The following is a 17,025-nucleotide window of genomic DNA, read 5'->3' as shown; positions in this document are numbered from 1 at the left end:
CGTATGTCCCAAGGCCCGTCCGTGCCCCCCGGTCGAGCCTCAGTCCCGCAACTCCGCCTGTCCCTCCCCGAGCACCACCGCACTGGTCCGATTCGTGCTCGCGTCCTCGATGCAGCCCCGCAGCCGCATCACGTCGTGATCGGGCAGGGCCGGCCGGATCACGGCGCTGTAGACACCGTCGTCGAGCCTGCTCAGGGTGGCATCGTCGTTCTGCGCGGCCGTGGAGCGACGGCAGGTCTCCCAGAGATCCTGCGCGGCCAGCCGGAGCGCGGTGTCGCCTCCTTCGGCGGTGGTCTCGACCCGGAACACCATGGTCGTGCCCGCCGCGTCCGGCGTCTCCTCGGCGCGGGTCTGCGTCGCGTCGGCGAGGGCCGTCCACAGCACCGGCACCAGGACCAGGCCGCCGACGGCCGCCGCCGCACCGACCAGCGTGTGCCGGGTGCGGGCGGGCGGCACCGCGGGGCGGCTCTCCAGCGGGGTCCTGCCGACCCGCGGGCCGAGCGGCGGGGCGGTGAGGACCGCGAGGCGCCCGGCCAGCCGGCGTTCCGCACCGGGCCGGGCGGTGGCACCGGCCAGCTTCTGGATGACCATCGCGATACCCGACAGCGCCGCTCCGGCCGCCATCAGGACCGGCACGAACACGAACGTGTGCTGGGTGCCGTCCAGTTCCTGCGTCCGCGCCGAGTCCATCCAGCGGAACCGGTTCGGATGCGGGGCCCGCGACTGCTGGAGCCGCTGCCGCACCTCCTCGATCCGCGCGTCCGACTGCTCCATCCGCTGCTCCAGCCGGGCGAAACGGGTCAGCAGGACCACGGTGGCCAGGAACACCTCGACCACCAGCAGCAGAACCCCGGACATCATCGCCCGCTGCCACTCCCAGCGGGTCAGGTACAGCACCATGTAGTAGCCGGCGTACACGGCCGACAGCCCGCCGAAGGCGTACCCGACGATCCTCAGGCTCCTCATGCCGCTTCCTCCTCCACTCGCGGGTCCCGCACGGTCACCGAGCCCGAGCCGCCGTCCACGTCGAGCGGGGTCCCGCCCGGGAACCGGTCCACGGCGGCGGGCACCCCGACCGCCGTCGGGACCTTGAACTCACGGGCCAGCACGGCGAGATGGGACAGCGCGCTGCCGGTCTCGGCGACCAGTCCGGCCAGCCCCGGCAGTACCGGCGCGAGGGCCGGGTCGAGGGAGCGCACCACCAGGACGGCGTGCTCGGGGCGTTCGCCGCGTCCGTCCCAGGCGACCCCGGTGCCGAAGCCGCCGCCCGCGCCCTGTCCGTCGCCCGAGTTCCGGTGTCCGGGCGGGAGTTCGGCGACCGGCACACCGTCGGCGAGCCGGAACGCCGCGGGCAGCGGACCGGCGTCCGTGGACCGCGGCCGCCGCTGGGCCAGATCGGCCGGCAGCCCCCCGTCCTCGGTCGCGAGGACCAGCTCCTCCCAGCTCAGCAGCGCCAGCCGGGAAAGCCCGGGCGCACACTCGCCGGCCCCGAGCCGCACGGCCAGCTCCCGGACCATCCGGGCCTGCATCTCCTGCACCCAGCGGACGCGCAGCCTCAGCCCCTCACGCACCGGCAGCGCGCCCACCCCTCTCGGCAGCGCGGTCCAGCCGGTGTGACCAGGCAGCGGGACGGGCGTGCCGAGCGTCGGCGGCAGCAGGGACATCAGGACGGGATGCCGGGCGAGGAGCTCCGCCTCGCCGAGCCCCCGGGAACGGCCCTCGGCGAGCGCGGCCAGCGCCTCACCGGCCGCCGTGGCTCCGGAGCCCGCGCCGAGCAGGGCACCGGCCAGGGACTCCTGGGCGTGCAGCGAGGACAGCGCCTCCCGGCCCCAGGAGACGGCGTCCAGGAGCTGTCCGCCGAGCAGCTGGCCGGGTTCGGGGATGTCGGCGAGGGCGCGGTCGACGTCCGCCATGAGATCGGTGGCCAGCAGGGGCAGGGCCGACTTGAGCCGCCCGATCCGCCAGGCGGCCCCGGCCCGCCGCGCCCCCGGTGCCGGGTTGATGAAGTCCAGGACGGGATGGGCCGACGGTACGGCCCCGAGGAGCCGCAGATCGGCGGCGACCCGGCCGTCCACGGTGGTCACCAGCGGGAGCCTGCGCAGCGTACGGCGCGGAGCCGCACCGGCGATGTCCAGGGCGAGGGTGAGCCCGTGGGACATAGGGGTCACCCACAGGTCCTCCTCCAGGGGCTGGAGCACCCCGGGCAGGGTCTCGGCGACCGGGCCCGGGCCGAGCAGCCGGGCCCCGCGCGCGGGCCGTGCGGTCATCGCGGTGACGGGCCGGGCCTGGAACAGCCACAGCTTCCCCTCGGCGTCGAAGCCGAACTCGATGTCCTGGGCGCCGCCGAAGACCCGCTCCGTCCTCTTCGCCAGCGCCACGAGCCGGGTGATCCCGCGATGGGTCAGCAGCCGCTGCCCGGGCGGTTCGGCCGGCTCGGTCCGCACCAGTCGGGCGAACCGGGTCAACTGGTAGCGCACGCCCTGGGTGCTGCCGTCGACCAGCTGGTCGGGGCCGCCGCTCACCGCGCTGACCAGGATGCGGTCGGTGCGTCCCGCGACCGGGTCCGCGGTGAACATCACCCCGCCGACCGTCGCCCGCAGCATGGGCTGCACCAGCACGGCCATCCCGTCGTCCGGAGGAGCGTCCCGCGGCGGCCGCAGTGGCTGCACCCGCCGCGCCGACTCCAGCACGGTCCGCACGGCGGCCTGGAACGCCTCCCAGCCCCGCACGTCGAGCACCGAGTCGAACCGCCCCGCCATGGAGGAGTCCTCGGTGTCCTCGTGCGCGGAGGAGGATCTGACGACCAGAGCCCGGCGGTCGCCGTCGAGCTCCCGCCAGGCGGCCCGCACGGCGTACTCGCCGAGGGGGGCGTCCGGGGCCCGGTCGGCCGGGACGAGGACGAACCCGGGCAGCGCGGGCAGCCCCGCGACGGCCGACCGGGCCAGGTTGGCGGCCTTCGCGCCGGTGACGGCCGGGTCCTTCGCCCACAGCGTGTCGAGGGGTACGACGGCGAGGTGCGCGAGCGGATTTCCCATGAGCTGCTCCTGTGGTGGGGGAGTTCTATTGCTTGAGTTAGGCAAGCATATTTGGGTTACTTGAGTCAAGCAAATGAATTGTGTGCGTGCCGTGCTCATCAATAAGGCCCCACGGGGGTCTTGTTCGGACAATCGCCGGGGATCTAGGGTCAACTCCGGAGAGCAAGCGCTTTCCCCGCACGTCAGCGTCCCGTCACCGGACGCCCGAGGAGGACCGCATGTCCCGTCCAGCCCGCCGCCGCGTCGCCGTGGTCGGCACCGGCGCCATCGTCAGCGGCAGCCATCTGTCCGCGCTCAGGGCCCACGCCGAGCGTACGGAGCTGGTCGCCGCCGTCGACGTGGACCAGGGCAGACTCGACGCCTTCCGGGAACTCGCGGGCGACCAGGTCGCCGGGTTCACCTCGATGGACGAGATGCTGGACGCCGTACACCCCGATCTGGTCCTCATCGGCACTCCGCCGTCGCTGCACCGGGAGCAGACGGTCGCCGCCCTCAAGGCCGGCGCCTGGGTGCTGTGCGAGAAGCCGCTGACGCTGTCGCTCGCCGAGTACGACGAGATCGCCGCCGCCGAGGAGGCCTCCGGCGCGTACGCCGCCGTGGTCTTCCAGCACCGCTACGGGTCCGGCGCGGTCCACGCGCGCGAGCTGATCACCGGCGGCGAGCTGGGCGCCCCCCGGGTCGCCCACTGCCAGACCACCTGGTACCGGGACGCCGCCTACTACGCCGTACCGTGGCGCGGGACCTGGGCCAGCGAGGGCGGCGGTCCCACCATGGGCCACGGCATCCACCAGTACGACCTGCTCCTGCACCTCCTCGGCCCGTGGGCGGAGATCCGCGCCATGGCCGCCCGGCTGGTCCACGACACCGAGAGCGAGGACGTCTCCACCGCCCTCGTCCGGTTCGAGAACGGCGCCCTGGCCACCGTCGTCAACAGTGTGCTGTCACCCGACGAGGTGAGCCGCATCCGCGTCGACTGCGCCGACGCGACCGTCGAGCTCACCCACCTTTACGGGCACCGCAACGAGGACTGGACCTACACCCCCGCCCCCCACGTGGCCGCCGAACGGGTCGACGCCTGGCGCACTCCCGCGTCCGACGTGCCCAGCTCGCACGCGGCTCAGCTCGAAGCGCTGCTCGACGCGTACGACAACGGTGTCAGGCCTCCCGGCAGCGGCACCGACGCCCGTGCGACCCTCGAGTTCGCCGCCGCCCTCTACAAGTCCGCGTTCACGGGTGCCCCCGTGCTCGCGGGCGAGATCGCGCCCGGCGACGCCTACTACCAGGCCATGCACGGCGACCACCCCCACTGGGCCCCCAAGGAGCGCGCATGAGCATCCGCGTCAGCCACGTCCACGGCGAGCACATCGCCGTCGAGGCGGCGAACGGCACGGAGATCCTCCGCTACGTCTACCGACCCGACCCCGAGGCCTTCGAGGCCAAGAAGCCCTACGCCCATCCGGTGCGCACCCTCGGCGGCCGCACAGTGACCGGCTACCGGCCCAACGACCACCGCTGGCACAAGGGCCTCCAGATGACGGCGAGTCATCTGTCCGGGCAGAACTTCTGGGGCGGCAACTGCTACGTCCACGGACAGGGCTATCTGCCGCTGCCCGAGCGCGTCGGCTCGATGCGGCACGACGGGTTCACCGGGTTCACGGTCTCCGAGAGCCGCCTGGACGTCACCGAGGCGCTGACCTGGGTGGAGAACGGCGGCGAGGAGTGGGCCCGGGAGGAGCGGGGCCTGGCCCTGCACTCGGTCGACGAGGAGGCCGGCTCCTGGGCGCTCGACTGGTCGATCCGGCTGACCAACCTGCGGGCCGAACCCCTGGTCTTCGGTTCCCCCACCACCGCGGGCCGGGAGATGGCCGGCTACACCGGACTCCAGTGGCGCGGCCCCCGCGACTTCACCGGCGGCACGGTCCTCGCCCCGGACACGGACGCCGACGCGGACAAGCTGATGGGCAGCCAGAGCCCCTGGCTCGCCTTCACCACCGAGCACGACGACGTGGACGCCCACTCCACCCTCGTCTTCGCGCACGCCCCCGAGAACCTCGACGGAAGCGGCGCGATCCACGAGTCGCACTGGTTCGTGCGCTCCGAGCCCTTCCCGACGGTCGCGTTCTCCTGGGCGTTCTTCGAGGAGTTCGAGCTGCCTCCGGGGGAGTCCTTCGCGTACCGCTACCGGCTCGTGGTGGCCGACGGTGCCTGGGACTCCGAACGGGTGGGTGAGCACCTGGAGGGGCTGGCGTGGTGAGCGGCGGGCAGGGCCCGGCGGACGTGGTCAAGCCCGTGCTGCCCCACCCGCTGCCCGGCGCCGTGGGCCTCTCCCATCTGAGCGCCTACGACTGGGAGGCCGCCGACGGCGTGTGCGGCGGCAGCCCCCATCTGCACCTGGTGTGCACGGAGGCGTACGTCGTCACCGGCGGCCGGGGCGCGGTCCAGACCCTCAGTCCCGACGGCTACCGCGAGATCCCGCTGGAGGCCGGCTCGATCGCCTGGTTCACCCCGGGCACCGTGCACCGCATGGTGCAGGGCGGCGACCTGCGCATCACCGTGCTGATGCAGAACAGCGGCCTGCCGGAGGCCGGGGACGCCGTCTTCACCTTCCCGCCCGAGGTGCTCGCCGACCCCGCGCGGTACGCCGAGGCGGCTCAACTCCCGTCGGGTAAAGGGCCGGAGACGGCCTCAGCGGCCCGGCGCCGCAGGGACCTCGCGATCGAGGGCTACCTCGGCCTGCGCGAGTCCCTGGCCGCCGGGGACAACGGCCCGTACCTGGAGTTCCAGCGTGCGGCCGCCCGCCTGGTGCGCGAGAAAGTGCCCGACTGGCGTCAGCTGTGGGAAGCCGGCGCCCTGGCCACCGCCGAGCGCACCGGCGCCCAGCTCGACGCGCTGGCGTCCGGCGAGACGTCGTACCTCGGCGAGGCGACCGCCCACGAGGCGGCGCCGACCCGGCTCGGCGGCTTCGGGATGTGCGGCAGACGCGACGAGTACAACCTGCCCGGTACGACGCTGCCGTATCGCGGCGAGTAACACCGCTCCACCTGGGGGGCCGAGGGGGGCCGTAGAAAGTCCGAGGAAGGGATGAGGTGACCTCGGCATGCCCGGACACAGGACAAAGGGGTTCTGCGCTTCGGCCGTCGCACTCGCGCTCTGCGCGCTGGCGGCCGGTTGCGGGGGATCCGGGGAATCGGTCGGCGGCGGCAAGGTCGTGCTGCGCTACACGTGGTGGGGCAACCCCGACCGCGCGGAGCGCACCGAGCAGGCCGTCGCCCTGTTCGAGAAACAGCATCCGAACATATCCATACGGACGTCGTTCTCGGGTTACGACGCCTACAAGCAGAAGCTCGCCGTCCAGGCCACGGGCGGTGACGCACCCGACGTCATGCAGCTCGACTACCGCCAGATCGACCAGTACGCGTCCGGCGGGGTCCTGCTCGACCTCGCGGAGCAGAAGGCCGTACTGCGCACCTCAGAGATCGACTCGGGGCTGCTGGCCACCGGCCGGGTGGACGACGTGCAGTACGCGATCCCGCAGGGCCGCGGCACCGAGACCGTCGTCTACGACGTGAAGACCTGGAAGGACTCCGGGGTACCGCTCCCGCGCGCGGGCTGGACCTGGTCCCAATGGGCGGACTCGGTACGGGAGTTGGCGCAACGCGCCGGACGGCCCGGGGCCACCGATCCCGGCCAGAGTGAGGACGCCTTCGAGGTCTGGCTGCGCGGCCGGGGCAAGGCCCTCTACACGAAGGACGGCGGACTGGGCTTCACCGCCGACGACCTCACCAAGTGGTGGACCTTCACCGACCGGTTGAGGCGCGAAGGGGCCGTCTCACCGGCCGAGCAGACCACCCAGCTCGACGGCTCGGTGGAGAACACCCCGCTGGGGCGCGGCAAGGCCGTCTCGGACATGAACTGGGACGCCCCGTCGAGCGGTTACCTCGCGCTCATCCCGACGGGGACCGAACTGGCACCCATGCCGTCCGGCTCCGACGGCACACCCGGCCAGTACTTCAAGCCGTCCATGTTCCTCGGGGTCTCCGCCCACACGAGCCACGCCAAGGAGGCCGCCCAGCTCGTCGACTTCCTCCTCAACGACGACGCGGCGGCGAAGATCCTCGGCGCCACCCGGGGCATCCCCGTCAACGAGTCCATCCGCGAGGAGACCACCCCCCTCCTCAAGGACTTCGACAAGACGGTCGCCGACTACCAGGCCTCCCTGGAAGGGAAGTTGAAGGACCCGCCGCAGGCCCCGCCCTCCGGCGACAACGCCCTCCAGAGCACCTTCCAGCGCGACTACGACCAGGTCTCCTACGAGCGCATGTCGCCCCGCGAGGCGGCCGAGAACTACGTCACCGAGGCGAAGGCGGAGCTGAGGTCATGACCACCACCGCGATCCCGGCGGCGAAGAAGCCCACTGCCGCCGGTACCCCGAAGCGCCGCCCCAGGCGTGAACGCGAGGGCGCAGCCTGGGTGTTCCTCTCCCCGTGGGTCCTCGGCGCCTGCGTCCTCACCCTGCTGCCGATGGCCGTCTCGCTGTACCTGTCCTTCACCGACTACAACCTCTTCGACCCGCCCCACTGGATCGGCCTGCGCAACTACACGCAGATGTTCACCGAGGACCCGCGTTACTGGCGTTCGGTTACGACGACCCTGATGTACGTCGTCGTCGCCGTGCCGTTGCAGCTCGCGCTGGCCCTCGTCGTCGCGTTGGCCCTGAAGTCCATGAAGCGCGGCAAGGCCTTCTACCGCTCCGCGTTCTACGCCCCCTCGCTGCTCGGCGCCTCCATGTCGATCGCCCTGGTCTGGCGGGCCGTCTTCAACGACGGCGGCACGGTGGACAACCTCTTCGGCACCGGCGGCTGGGTCAACAAACCGGGCTGGGCACTGCTCGCCGTGGCGCTGCTGACGGTCTGGCAGTTCGGCGCGCCGATGGTCATCTTCCTCGCCGGACTCCAGCAGATCCCGGCCGAGCTGTACGAGGCTGCGGCGGTCGACGGGGCGGGCCGGTGGCGGCAGTTCCTTTCCGTCACCGTGCCCATGCTGTCCCCGGTGCTCTTCTTCAACCTGGTCCTCCAGACCATCCAGGCCTTCCAGGTCTTCACCCCCGCCTTCGCGGTGAGCGCGGGCAAGGGCGGCCCCGCCGACTCCACCCTCGTCTACACCATGTACCTCTACGACCGGGGCTTCGTCGCCTCCCACATGGGCTACGCCTCCGCCATGGCCTGGGTGCTGCTCCTGGTCATCGGTGTCGTCACCGCGGTGCTGTTCCGCACCTCGCGCTCCTGGGTCTTCTACGCGTCCGAGGGGGACCGATGACCACAACTGCCTTCGCCCGCAAGCCCGTTCGCTGGAGCCGGGTCGCCCTGCACCTCGGCTGCCTCGCCGCCCTGCTCGTGATGCTCTACCCGCTGGCCTGGCTCCTGGCCACCTCGCTCAAGCCGGCGGACGAGGTCATCGCCAGCCTCGACCTGCTGCCCGGCCACCTGGAGTGGTCCAACTACGAGACAGCCTTCGAGGGCGTCAACGACGTCTCCATCTGGCGGCTGCTGTCCAACTCCCTGCTGATCGCGGGCGGCGCGGTCCTCGGCAACGTCATCAGCTGCTCGCTCGCCGCCTACGCCTTCGCCCGGCTGCGCTTCCGGTTCCGCGGCCCGATGTTCGCCTTCATGATCGCCATGATCATGCTGCCGCACCACGCGATCCTGATCCCGCAGTACATCATCTTCAATAAGCTCGGCATGGTGAACACCTACTGGCCGCTGATCCTGCCCAAGTTCCTCGCCACGGAGGCGTTCTTCGTCTTCCTGATCGTGCAGTTCATGCGCGGTCTGCCACGCGAACTGGAGGAGGCCGCCCGCATCGACGGCTGCGGGCCCTTCCGCAGCTTCTTCCAGATCGTGCTGCCGCTGACCAGGCCCGCGCTGATCACCACGGCGATCTTCACCTTCATCTGGACCTGGAACGACTTCTTCACCCAGCTCATCTACCTCTTCGACCCGGACAAGTTCACGCTCACCCTCGCCCTCAGGTCGTTCGTGGACGCCTCCAGCCAGTCGGCGTTCGGCCCGATGTTCGCGATGTCGGTGATCGCCCTGCTGCCGATCGTGCTGTTCTTCCTCGCCTTCCAGCGGTTCCTGGTGGAGGGCATGGCCAGTTCGGGACTCAAGGGATGAGCGACCTGCGCGCACGTGAACCCGGTGAGGTCTTCGGCCCCCGGATGGCCCTCTTCGCCGACATGCTGAGCGTCGGCCTGGCAACGGCCCTGGTATGCCTGCCCCTTGTGACGATCCCGGCCGCGCTGTCGACCGCCTGCGCGGTGCTGCGAGGGGCGGGGGAGGGGCAACCGGCCACCGCCGGACGGTACTTCGCGGTGCTACGGCGACGGCTGCGGGCCGGTGACCTGGCGGCCGGGGCCGTGGCGCTGGCCGGGGCGGTGCTGTTCCTGGCGGATCTGGCGCTGGCCGGGGCGGGGTTGCCGGGGGCACCGCTGTTCGCGGTGGTGGCCGCCGGTATCGGTGCCGCCGCCCTGGTGGTGGGGCTCAGGGCCTGCGCCCGCCCCGAGTCGCTCACCGACTGGGCGGCCGCCGTGCGGGAGGCCGCCCGGGACGCCGTACGGGACGTCGGCGGGAGCGCGCTGGTGCTGCTCGCCGTGGCCACGGCCGCGCTGTGCGCCTGGATGCTGGTGCCGCTGGCCTTCCTGGTGCCGGGGCCGTTGGCGCTGGCGCTCACCGCCGTTCATGTCCGACTGAACGTCATATCCGAGAGTTAATGGGCCATTAGGGTGCATGGAGGGTAAGGCGACGTCTGCGGTGTCCATCATCTTGACATGAACCTGTGGCCCGACGGGCGGGCCGCGGTCTCATGGAGGTGTGGAATGCACCGCAGACTCGCCACCGCACTGAGCGCCTCGGCGCTGGCCCTCGTCACCGTCGTCGCCACCGCCGCTGCCGCCGACGCCGCCCCCGCCGACAAACCGCAGGTCCTCGCCGACTGGACGCAGACCAGCGCGTCCAGCTACAACGCCTGGACCGCCGCCCGCGCCAACCAGACCGCGTGGAGCGCCTACGCCTTCGACTGGTCGACCGACTACTGCTCCTCCTCGCCGGACAACCCCTTCGGATTCCCCTTCGCCGCGTCCTGTGCGCGCCATGACTTCGGCTACCGCAACTACAAGGCGGCGGGCGCGTTCGACGCCAACAAGTCCCGACTCGACAGCGCCTTCTACGAGGACCTCAAGCGGGTCTGTGCCACCTACAGCGGCGGCACCAAGACTTCGTGCGACGGCACCGCCTGGACGTACTACCAGGCGGTGAAGGCGTTCGGCTGACCGGTGGTGATCCGGTGAGCACTAGGACCCGGCGATCTCCTGCCGGAGCTGGTGGGTGAAGCGACGCAGGAGGTCGACCGTCTGGCGGAACTCCGCCCGACGGTCGTCCCTGCCGTCAGTGGGCGTGGTGGCCCAGACCCGGCGCGCGAGGGCATCGGCGAGATCGACGGTGTCGTCGGAGCAGAGCAGATAGAGGGCCGAGCGTGCCTCCTGCAGCCGGTTCGCCAGCTCGTTGGCGCCCGGACCGTCGTCGCTCAGCTGTGTCTCCTTGAGGTGGTCCAGAAGCTGGACCACGGCCGTGTTGAAGCCGATCCCCGCTTTGAGCTTCTGTTCGCGGAGCCACATGCGGTCCTGCCGACGCGCGGTGAACCAAGACCCGAACACCACCCCCATGAGGCCGATGGCGGCCCCGACGGCCACGGGCAGTATGTTCTCCACGGTCAGCTCCCCCCGATCTGCTGCGCCGCCAGGCTACCCAGGCCGTCGGACCCGATGAGCGCGCTCACCCGCCAAAGGCTCGGTGATCCGGATTCAGGACTGTGCCTCGAACGAGCGCAGCCTCAGTGAGTTGCCGACCACGAACACCGACGAGAAGGCCATCGCCGCGCCCGCCAGCATCGGGTTGAGCAGCCCGGCCGCCGCCAGCGGCAACGCGGCCACGTTGTAGGCGAAGGCCCAGAACAGGTTCGAGCGGATCGTGCCGAGGGTGCGGCGGGCGAGACGGATGGCGTCCGCCGCGGCCCGCAGGTCGCCGCGGACCAGGGTCAGGTCGCCCGCCTCGATTGCGGCGTCCGTGCCCGTGCCCATCGCGAGGCCCAGGTCGGCCTGGGTCAGCGCGGCCGCGTCGTTGACGCCGTCGCCGACCATCGCCACCGAACGGCCCTCCGCCTGAAGGCGCTTGACGACGTCGACCTTGTCCTGCGGCAGCACCTCGGCGATCACCTGATCGGCGTCGATGCCGACCTCGCGGGCCACGGACTCGGCCACGGCCCGGTTGTCCCCGGTCAGCAGGACCGGGGTGAGCCCGAGCGCCCGCAGCCGGGTGATGGCCTCGCGGCTGGTGTCCTTGACCGCGTCGGCGACCTCCAGCACGGCCCGCGCCTCACCGTCCCAGGCGACCGCGATCACCGTACGGCCGGCCGACTCCGCCGTGGCCTTCATGAGCTGGAGCTCCTCGGGCAGTTCGATCGCCCACTCGCCCAGCAGCCGCTCGCGGCCGACCAGGACGGCGTGTCCCTCGACCACGCCCTGCACTCCGAGCCCGGGGACGTTCGCGAAGTCCTCGGGCGTGGGCAGTGCGCCCACCTTCTCCAGCGCCCCGTCGGCGACCGCGCGGGCGACGGGGTGCTCGGACGCGTGCTCCAAGGCGCCGGCCAGCCGCAGGACTTCGGCCTCGTCGGTGCCGTAGGCCGCATGCACGGCCAGCAGTGTCATCCGGCCGGTGGTGACGGTGCCGGTCTTGTCCAGGACGACGGTGTCGACCGCGCGCGTCGACTCCAGGACCTCAGGACCCTTGATGAGAATGCCGAGTTGGGCGCCGCGCCCGGTGCCGACCAGCAGCGCGGTCGGGGTGGCGAGGCCCAGGGCGCACGGGCAGGCGATGATCAGCACCGCTACGGCGGCGGTGAACGCGGCGGCCGTACCGGCGCCGTTGCCCAGCCAGAAGCCCAGGGTGCCCAGGCTCAGCGCGATCACGACCGGGACGAACACGCCGGAGATCCGGTCCGCCAGCCGCTGGGCGGCCGCCTTGCCGTTCTGCGCGTCCTCCACCAGCTCGGCCATCCTGGCCAGTTGGGTGTCCGCGCCGACTCGGGTCGCCTCGACGACCAGTCGTCCGCCCGCGTTGAGGGTGGCCCCGGTGACCGAGGCGCCGGGGGTGACCTCCACGGGCACGGACTCACCGGTGAGCATCGAGGCGTCCACGGCGGAGGAGCCCTCGACCACGACTCCGTCGGTGGCGATCTTCTCGCCCGGGCGGACGAGGAAGCGGTCGCCGGCCTTCAACTCCGCTACCGGAACGGTCTGTTCGCCCCCGTCGGCACGCAGCACGGTGACGTCCTTCGCGCCCAGCTCCAGCAGCGCCTTCAGCGCTGCGCCCGCCTTGCGCTTGGAACGGGCCTCGAAGTACCGCCCGGCCAGGATGAACGCGGTGACACCGGCGGCGGCCTCCAGATAGAGGTTCCCGGTGCCGTCACCGCGGGCGATCGTCAGCTCGAAGGGGTGCTTCATGCCCGGGGTGCCCGCCGTCCCGAGGAACAGCGCCCACAGCGACCAGCCGAAGGCGGCCGTCGTCCCGACCGAGATCAGGGTGTCCATGGTCGCGGCGCCGTGCCGGGCATTGGTGAACGCGGCCTTGTGGAAGGGCCATCCGGCGTACGTCACCACGGGCGCGGCCAGGGTCAGTGACAACCACTGCCAGTACTCGAACTGCAACGCCGGGATCATCGCCATCGCGATGACAGGGACGGCCAGCACCACCGCGGTCACCAACCGCTCGCGCAGGGAACGCAGTTCGTCGGGCTCCCGCCCGTCGGGGGCGGCCGGCTCCGGTGGCGCCGGCTCCCGGGCCGTGTAGCCGGTCTTCTCGACGGTCTCTATGAGGTCCTGGACCGAGACGTCGACGCCGTGCGTGACCTTGGCCTTCTCGGTGGCGTAGTTGACGGTGGCGGTGACCCCCTCCATCCGGTTGAGCTTCTTCTCGATACGGGCCGCGCACGAGGCACAGGTCATGCCGCCGATGGCGAGCTCGGTCCCGACCGCTGCGGTGGTGGTCATCGCCGCTCCTCATGAATACGGGGTGGGGGTATGGTGTGTGGCGTCTCCTGTATACCCCCAGTAGGTATCTGAGGCAAGCGAGCCGAGTCGGTTGACTTAATACCCCCCAGGGGTATGGTGAAGTGCATCGGGAAACCCATGTCGAGCCGGAGGTGCCGACCATGCACGCTGGACTGAAGATCACCGCGTTCGCCGCCGCCCTGGCCGCCACCTTCGGCACCGCGTACGGCGTGGGCCAGGGCATCGGCCCGGTCGTCGAGGACAAGACGCCCGCGCGCCATGACGCCCACGAGAGCGACAGCGGCCCCGAACAGGGGTCACCCCCGGCCGGCGGGCTCCAGATCTCCGAGAGCGGCTACAGCCTCGACCTCCGCACCCCGCGGGTCCAGGCCGGACACACCGCCGACCTCCGCTTCACCGTCCGGGGCGACGACGGCCGCGCGGTCACCGCCTTCCGCCGGGAGCACGACAAGGAACTGCATCTGATCGTGGCCTCGCGCGACCTGAACACCTACCGCCACGTGCACCCCGTCCGGGCCGTCGACGGAACCTGGAGCATCCCCCTGTCGCTGCCCCGCGCCGGCGGCTACCGGGTCTTCGCCGACTTCACCCCCGACAGGAAGGGCGCCGAGAACCTCGTCCTGGGCGCCGACCTCGCGGTCTCGGGGGCCTACGACCCGCAGCCCGTCCCGGCACCGGACACCACCGCCACGACCGACGGCTACGAGGTGAAACTCGGCGCAGCCCTGCGCCCCGGAGCCGCCCGCGAACTGAAACTCACGGTCTCCCGCGACGGCAAGCCGGTCACCGACCTCCAGCCCTACCTCGGCGCCTACGGCCACCTCGTCGCCCTGCGCTCCGGCGACCTCGCCTACCTGCACGTCCACCCGCACGGCGAACCCGGCGACGGGATGACCGAGCCCGGCCCGGCCATCTCCTTCACGGCCACGGCACCCAGCGGCGGGACCTACCGGCTCTTCCTGGACTTCAAGCACGAGGGCAAGGTCCACACCGCGGCGTTCACCGTCCGCGCCGGGGGAGCGGCGACCACCGAGGAGACCCCGCAGGAGTCCTCCGAGGGGCATGGTCACTGATTGCAGGACCCGTCGTCAGCCGAGGGCCCGGTCCAGGTTGAAGGCCGCGCTGATCAGGGCGAGATGGGTGAACGCCTGCGGGAAGTTGCCCTGTTGCTCTCCGGTGTGGCTGATCTCCTCGGCGTACAGGCCCAGATGGTTGGCGTAGGTGAGCATCTTCTCGAAGGCCAGGCGTGCCTCGTCGATCCGACCCGCGTGCACCATCGCCTCGACGTACCAGAACGAACAGATCGAGAACGTGCCCTCGTCGCCGCGCAGTCCGTCGGGGCTCGCCATCGGGTCGTAGCGGTAGACGAGGGAGTCCGACACCAGCTCCCCGGTCAGCGCGTCCAGTGTGGCGAGCCACTTGGGGTCGGTCGGCGCGATGAACTTGGTCAGCGGCATCATCAGGACAGCCGCGTCCAGGACATCGCCGTCCTCGTGCTGGACGAAAGCCTGCCGGGTCTCCGACCATCCGCGCTTCATGATCCGGCGGTAGATGGTGTCGCGGCACTCCCGCCAGCGGTTGAGGTCGGCGGGGAGTCCGCGCCGGTTGGCCATGCGGATCGCCCGCTCGATCGCCACCCAGCACATGAGGCGTGAGTACAGGAAGTTCTTGCGGCCGCCCCGGGTCTCCCAGATCCCCTCGTCGGGCTGGTCCCAGTGCTCGCACACCCACTCCACCAGCGTGCACACGTCGTCCCACTGGCCGCTGGAGATCGGCTTGGCCCACTTGTCGTAGAGGTAGATCGAGTCGATCAGGGCGCCGTAGATGTCGAGTTGGAGCTGATCGGCGGCGGCGTTGCCGACCCGGACCGGCGCGGAGCCCTGATGTCCTTCCAGGTGGGCGAGTTCACGCTCCGTCAGATCGGTGCGGCCGTCGATGCCGTACATGATCTGGAGTGGTCCGGAGGGGCCGTGGCTGTCCGGGCTGACGTGCCGGATCAGGAAGTCCATGAACTGCTCGGCCTCGCTGGTGAATCCGAGCCGCAGCAGGGCGTACACACAGAAGGCGGCGTCCCGCACCCACACGTACCGGTAGTCCCAGTTGCGCTCACCGCCCAGCTGCTCGGGCAGGCTCGTCGTCGGGGCGGCCACGATGGCGCCGGTGGGCGCGTAGGTGAGGAGCTTGAGGGTGAGGGCGGAGCGGTGGACCATCTCCCGCCAGCGGCCCCGGTACTTGGAGGCGGACAGCCAGTGCCGCCAGTAGGCGACCGTGCTGTTGAACTGCTCCTCGGCCTCGGTGTGCGCGCACCGGCGCGGGGTCACCTCACCGCCCACCTGGTCGAGCGCGAACACCGCCGACTCGCCCTCGGCGAGCTTGAAGTCGGCCCGTACGTCCGGGCCTTCGGGCTCCAGCGGAACGGTCGCGGTCAGTCCGAGCGTCAGCTTGGGGGACTCGAAGACCGCGACCTCGCCGACCATGCGGAGGGTGTGCGGCTGGGCGCCGTAGTCGAAGCGCGGCGCCACGCGTGTGCGGAACGGGATCGAGCCGCGCACGCACAGCACCCGCCGGATCAGCCGGTGCCGCTCGGTCTCCACGGTGTCCCCGTCGACCGGCATGAAGTCCTGGACCTCGCCCACGCCGTCCTCGGTGTAGAACCGGGTGATCAGGACGTTGGTGTCCGGGAAGTAGAACTGCTTGGTCCGCGCCGGCACGGCCGCCGCCAGCTCGAACCGGCCGCCGCGCGCCACGTCCAGGATCGACGCGAAGACACTCGGCGCGTCGAAGGACGGACAGCAGTACCAGTCGATCGTGCCGTCGGTCCCGACCAGCGCCACACTGCGCAGATCGCCGATCAGACCGTGCTCGGCGATCGGCAGATAGCCGTTGGCGTTCCCAGGTGCTCCGCTCATCGCAGCCTCCCTGCCGATCAGCCTAAGCAGGATCGGCCGCGGGTGTCCTGGGAACAGCCCTCACACGGTGAGGACCCGCACCCCCGCCTCCTCGAACCGCCGCACCGCCTCCGGTGCCGCCGCCGAGTCCGTGACCAGCGTGTCGATCTTCTCGGCGCCGCAGATCCGGGCGAACGCCCGCTGCCCCAGCTTGCTGGAGTCGGCGGCCACGACCACCCGCTCGGCCCGCTCGCACAGCAGCCGGTTGATCGCCGCCTCCGCCTCGTCATGGGCCGCCGCCCCGTGCGTGACGTCGAGGGCCACGACCCCGAGGACCGCCACGTCGAGGGTGATCTGGCTCAGCACGCCGTCCGCCAGCGGCCCGATCAGCTCGTACGACTGCGGACGCGCCACCCCGCCGGTCAGCACGATCTTGAACTGCGGGCGCACCGCCAGCTCGTTGGCGATGTTGAGCGCGTTGGTGACGATCGTCAGCGCGGGGGAGCCGGTGGAGAGATCACCGCGCACGGCCAGCGCCCGTGCCACCTCGGTGGTGGTCGTCCCGCCGGTCAGCCCCACGGCCTCACCGGGCGCGATCAGCTCCCCGACCGCCTTCGCGATGCGCTGCTTCTCGGAGGCGTGGCGGGCCGTCTTGTACCGCAGCGGCAGCTCGTACGACACCCCGTGCACCACCGCCCCGCCCCGGGTGCGCACCAGCATCTGCTGCTCGGCCAGCTGGTCGAAGTCACGGCGGATCGTCGCGGCCGATACCGCCAGCTCGACGGCCGCCTCCTCGACGTCCAGCCGGCCCCGCTCGACGAGCAGCTCCAGCAGCGCCTTCCAACGGGCGTCCCGCGACATCCGCACCCTCCGACCCTCGATCTCCGGCGACCCTAGCGCACCCCGCCTGCACTCGAATGCTTGATTGTGCTCGAAAGGTCGCTATATCTTGCAAGAATAATCAATGCGACGGAGGGGT

The 17,025-nt window shown here is 71.3% G+C and carries 15 protein-coding genes; 9 read left to right on the top strand and 6 right to left on the bottom strand.

Going from position 1 to position 17,025, the window contains the following annotated elements; translation table 11 throughout:
• Positions 1–39: 39 nt before the first annotated feature.
• Together G3I78_RS06070 and G3I78_RS06065 are read right to left on the bottom strand one after the other, a co-directional pair.
• The gene (locus tag G3I78_RS06070) at positions 40–966 is read right to left on the bottom strand and encodes a hypothetical protein (protein ID WP_239157637.1); all 927 of its coding nucleotides are present in this window, start codon (positions 964–966) and stop codon (positions 40–42) included.
• A complete protein-coding gene (locus G3I78_RS06065; protein ID WP_164421744.1) occupies positions 963–3,035 on the bottom strand; it encodes a PEP/pyruvate-binding domain-containing protein in 2,073 nt (690 codons plus the stop codon). The genes G3I78_RS06070 and G3I78_RS06065 overlap by 4 nt, the downstream gene beginning before the upstream one ends.
• A gap of 218 nt (positions 3,036–3,253) precedes the next feature.
• Here G3I78_RS06065 and G3I78_RS06060 point away from each other — a divergent pair, with 218 nt between their 5' ends.
• The 8 genes from G3I78_RS06060 to G3I78_RS06025 all read left to right on the top strand — a co-directional run bounded on the left by G3I78_RS06060 (position 3,254) and on the right by G3I78_RS06025 (position 10,362).
• Positions 3,254–4,366, top strand: coding sequence for a Gfo/Idh/MocA family oxidoreductase (locus G3I78_RS06060; RefSeq protein WP_164421743.1), 1,113 nt, complete (start codon positions 3,254–3,256; stop codon positions 4,364–4,366).
• A complete protein-coding gene (locus G3I78_RS06055; protein ID WP_164421742.1) occupies positions 4,363–5,289 on the top strand; it encodes a PmoA family protein in 927 nt (308 codons plus the stop codon). Before G3I78_RS06060 ends, G3I78_RS06055 begins: the two co-directional genes overlap by 4 nt.
• A complete protein-coding gene (locus tag G3I78_RS06050; RefSeq protein WP_343243655.1) occupies positions 5,286–6,065 on the top strand; it encodes a cupin in 780 nt (259 codons plus the stop codon). Before G3I78_RS06055 ends, G3I78_RS06050 begins: the two co-directional genes overlap by 4 nt.
• A 67-nt stretch (positions 6,066–6,132) precedes the next feature.
• Positions 6,133–7,416: an ABC transporter substrate-binding protein gene (locus tag G3I78_RS06045; RefSeq protein WP_164421741.1), complete on the top strand. Its 1,284-nt coding sequence runs from the start codon at positions 6,133–6,135 to the stop codon at positions 7,414–7,416.
• Positions 7,413–8,351 carry a sugar ABC transporter permease gene (locus tag G3I78_RS06040; RefSeq protein ID WP_164421740.1) on the top strand — a complete coding sequence of 313 codons (939 nt, stop codon included), beginning with the start codon at positions 7,413–7,415 and terminating at the stop codon, positions 8,349–8,351. The genes G3I78_RS06045 and G3I78_RS06040 overlap by 4 nt, the downstream gene beginning before the upstream one ends.
• Positions 8,348–9,208, top strand: a complete 861-nt coding sequence (locus G3I78_RS06035) for a carbohydrate ABC transporter permease (RefSeq protein ID WP_164421739.1) — start codon at positions 8,348–8,350, stop codon at positions 9,206–9,208. Before G3I78_RS06040 ends, G3I78_RS06035 begins: the two co-directional genes overlap by 4 nt.
• Positions 9,205–9,804, top strand: a complete 600-nt coding sequence (locus G3I78_RS06030) for a hypothetical protein (RefSeq protein WP_164421738.1) — start codon at positions 9,205–9,207, stop codon at positions 9,802–9,804. The genes G3I78_RS06035 and G3I78_RS06030 overlap by 4 nt, the downstream gene beginning before the upstream one ends.
• Before the next feature lie 105 nt (positions 9,805–9,909).
• On the top strand, positions 9,910–10,362 hold the full coding sequence (locus tag G3I78_RS06025) for a phospholipase (protein WP_164421737.1): 453 nt from the start codon (positions 9,910–9,912) through the stop codon (positions 10,360–10,362).
• Positions 10,363–10,383: 21 nt separating this feature from the next.
• Here G3I78_RS06025 and G3I78_RS06020 read toward each other — a convergent pair whose 3' ends face one another.
• Both G3I78_RS06020 and G3I78_RS06015 read right to left on the bottom strand, forming a co-directional pair.
• Positions 10,384–10,800, bottom strand: a complete 417-nt coding sequence (locus tag G3I78_RS06020; protein WP_164421736.1) for a hypothetical protein — start codon at positions 10,798–10,800, stop codon at positions 10,384–10,386.
• A gap of 93 nt (positions 10,801–10,893) precedes the next feature.
• Complete coding sequence (locus tag G3I78_RS06015) at positions 10,894–13,137, bottom strand: heavy metal translocating P-type ATPase (RefSeq protein WP_164421735.1); 2,244 nt, start codon at positions 13,135–13,137, stop codon at positions 10,894–10,896.
• A 161-nt stretch (positions 13,138–13,298) separates the two neighbouring features.
• On the opposite strand from G3I78_RS06015, the gene G3I78_RS06010 reads away from it, so the two are divergent.
• Entirely contained in the window at positions 13,299–14,231 is a 933-nt protein-coding gene (locus G3I78_RS06010) for a hypothetical protein (RefSeq protein WP_164421734.1), read from the top strand.
• 15 nt (positions 14,232–14,246) lie between these two features.
• Here G3I78_RS06010 and G3I78_RS06005 read toward each other — a convergent pair whose 3' ends face one another.
• Both G3I78_RS06005 and G3I78_RS06000 read right to left on the bottom strand, forming a co-directional pair.
• Complete coding sequence (locus G3I78_RS06005) at positions 14,247–16,067, bottom strand: glycoside hydrolase family 15 protein (protein ID WP_164421733.1); 1,821 nt, start codon at positions 16,065–16,067, stop codon at positions 14,247–14,249.
• 60 nt (positions 16,068–16,127) lie between these two features.
• The gene (locus tag G3I78_RS06000; protein WP_164421732.1) at positions 16,128–16,907 is read right to left on the bottom strand and encodes a DeoR/GlpR family DNA-binding transcription regulator; all 780 of its coding nucleotides are present in this window, start codon (positions 16,905–16,907) and stop codon (positions 16,128–16,130) included.
• Between the last annotated feature and the right edge of the window lie 118 nt (positions 16,908–17,025).

Source organism: Streptomyces sp. SID13726, assembly GCF_010548375.1.
GTDB lineage: Bacteria > Actinomycetota > Actinomycetes > Streptomycetales > Streptomycetaceae > Streptomyces.
This window is presented reverse-complemented; position numbering and strand designations above follow the sequence as displayed.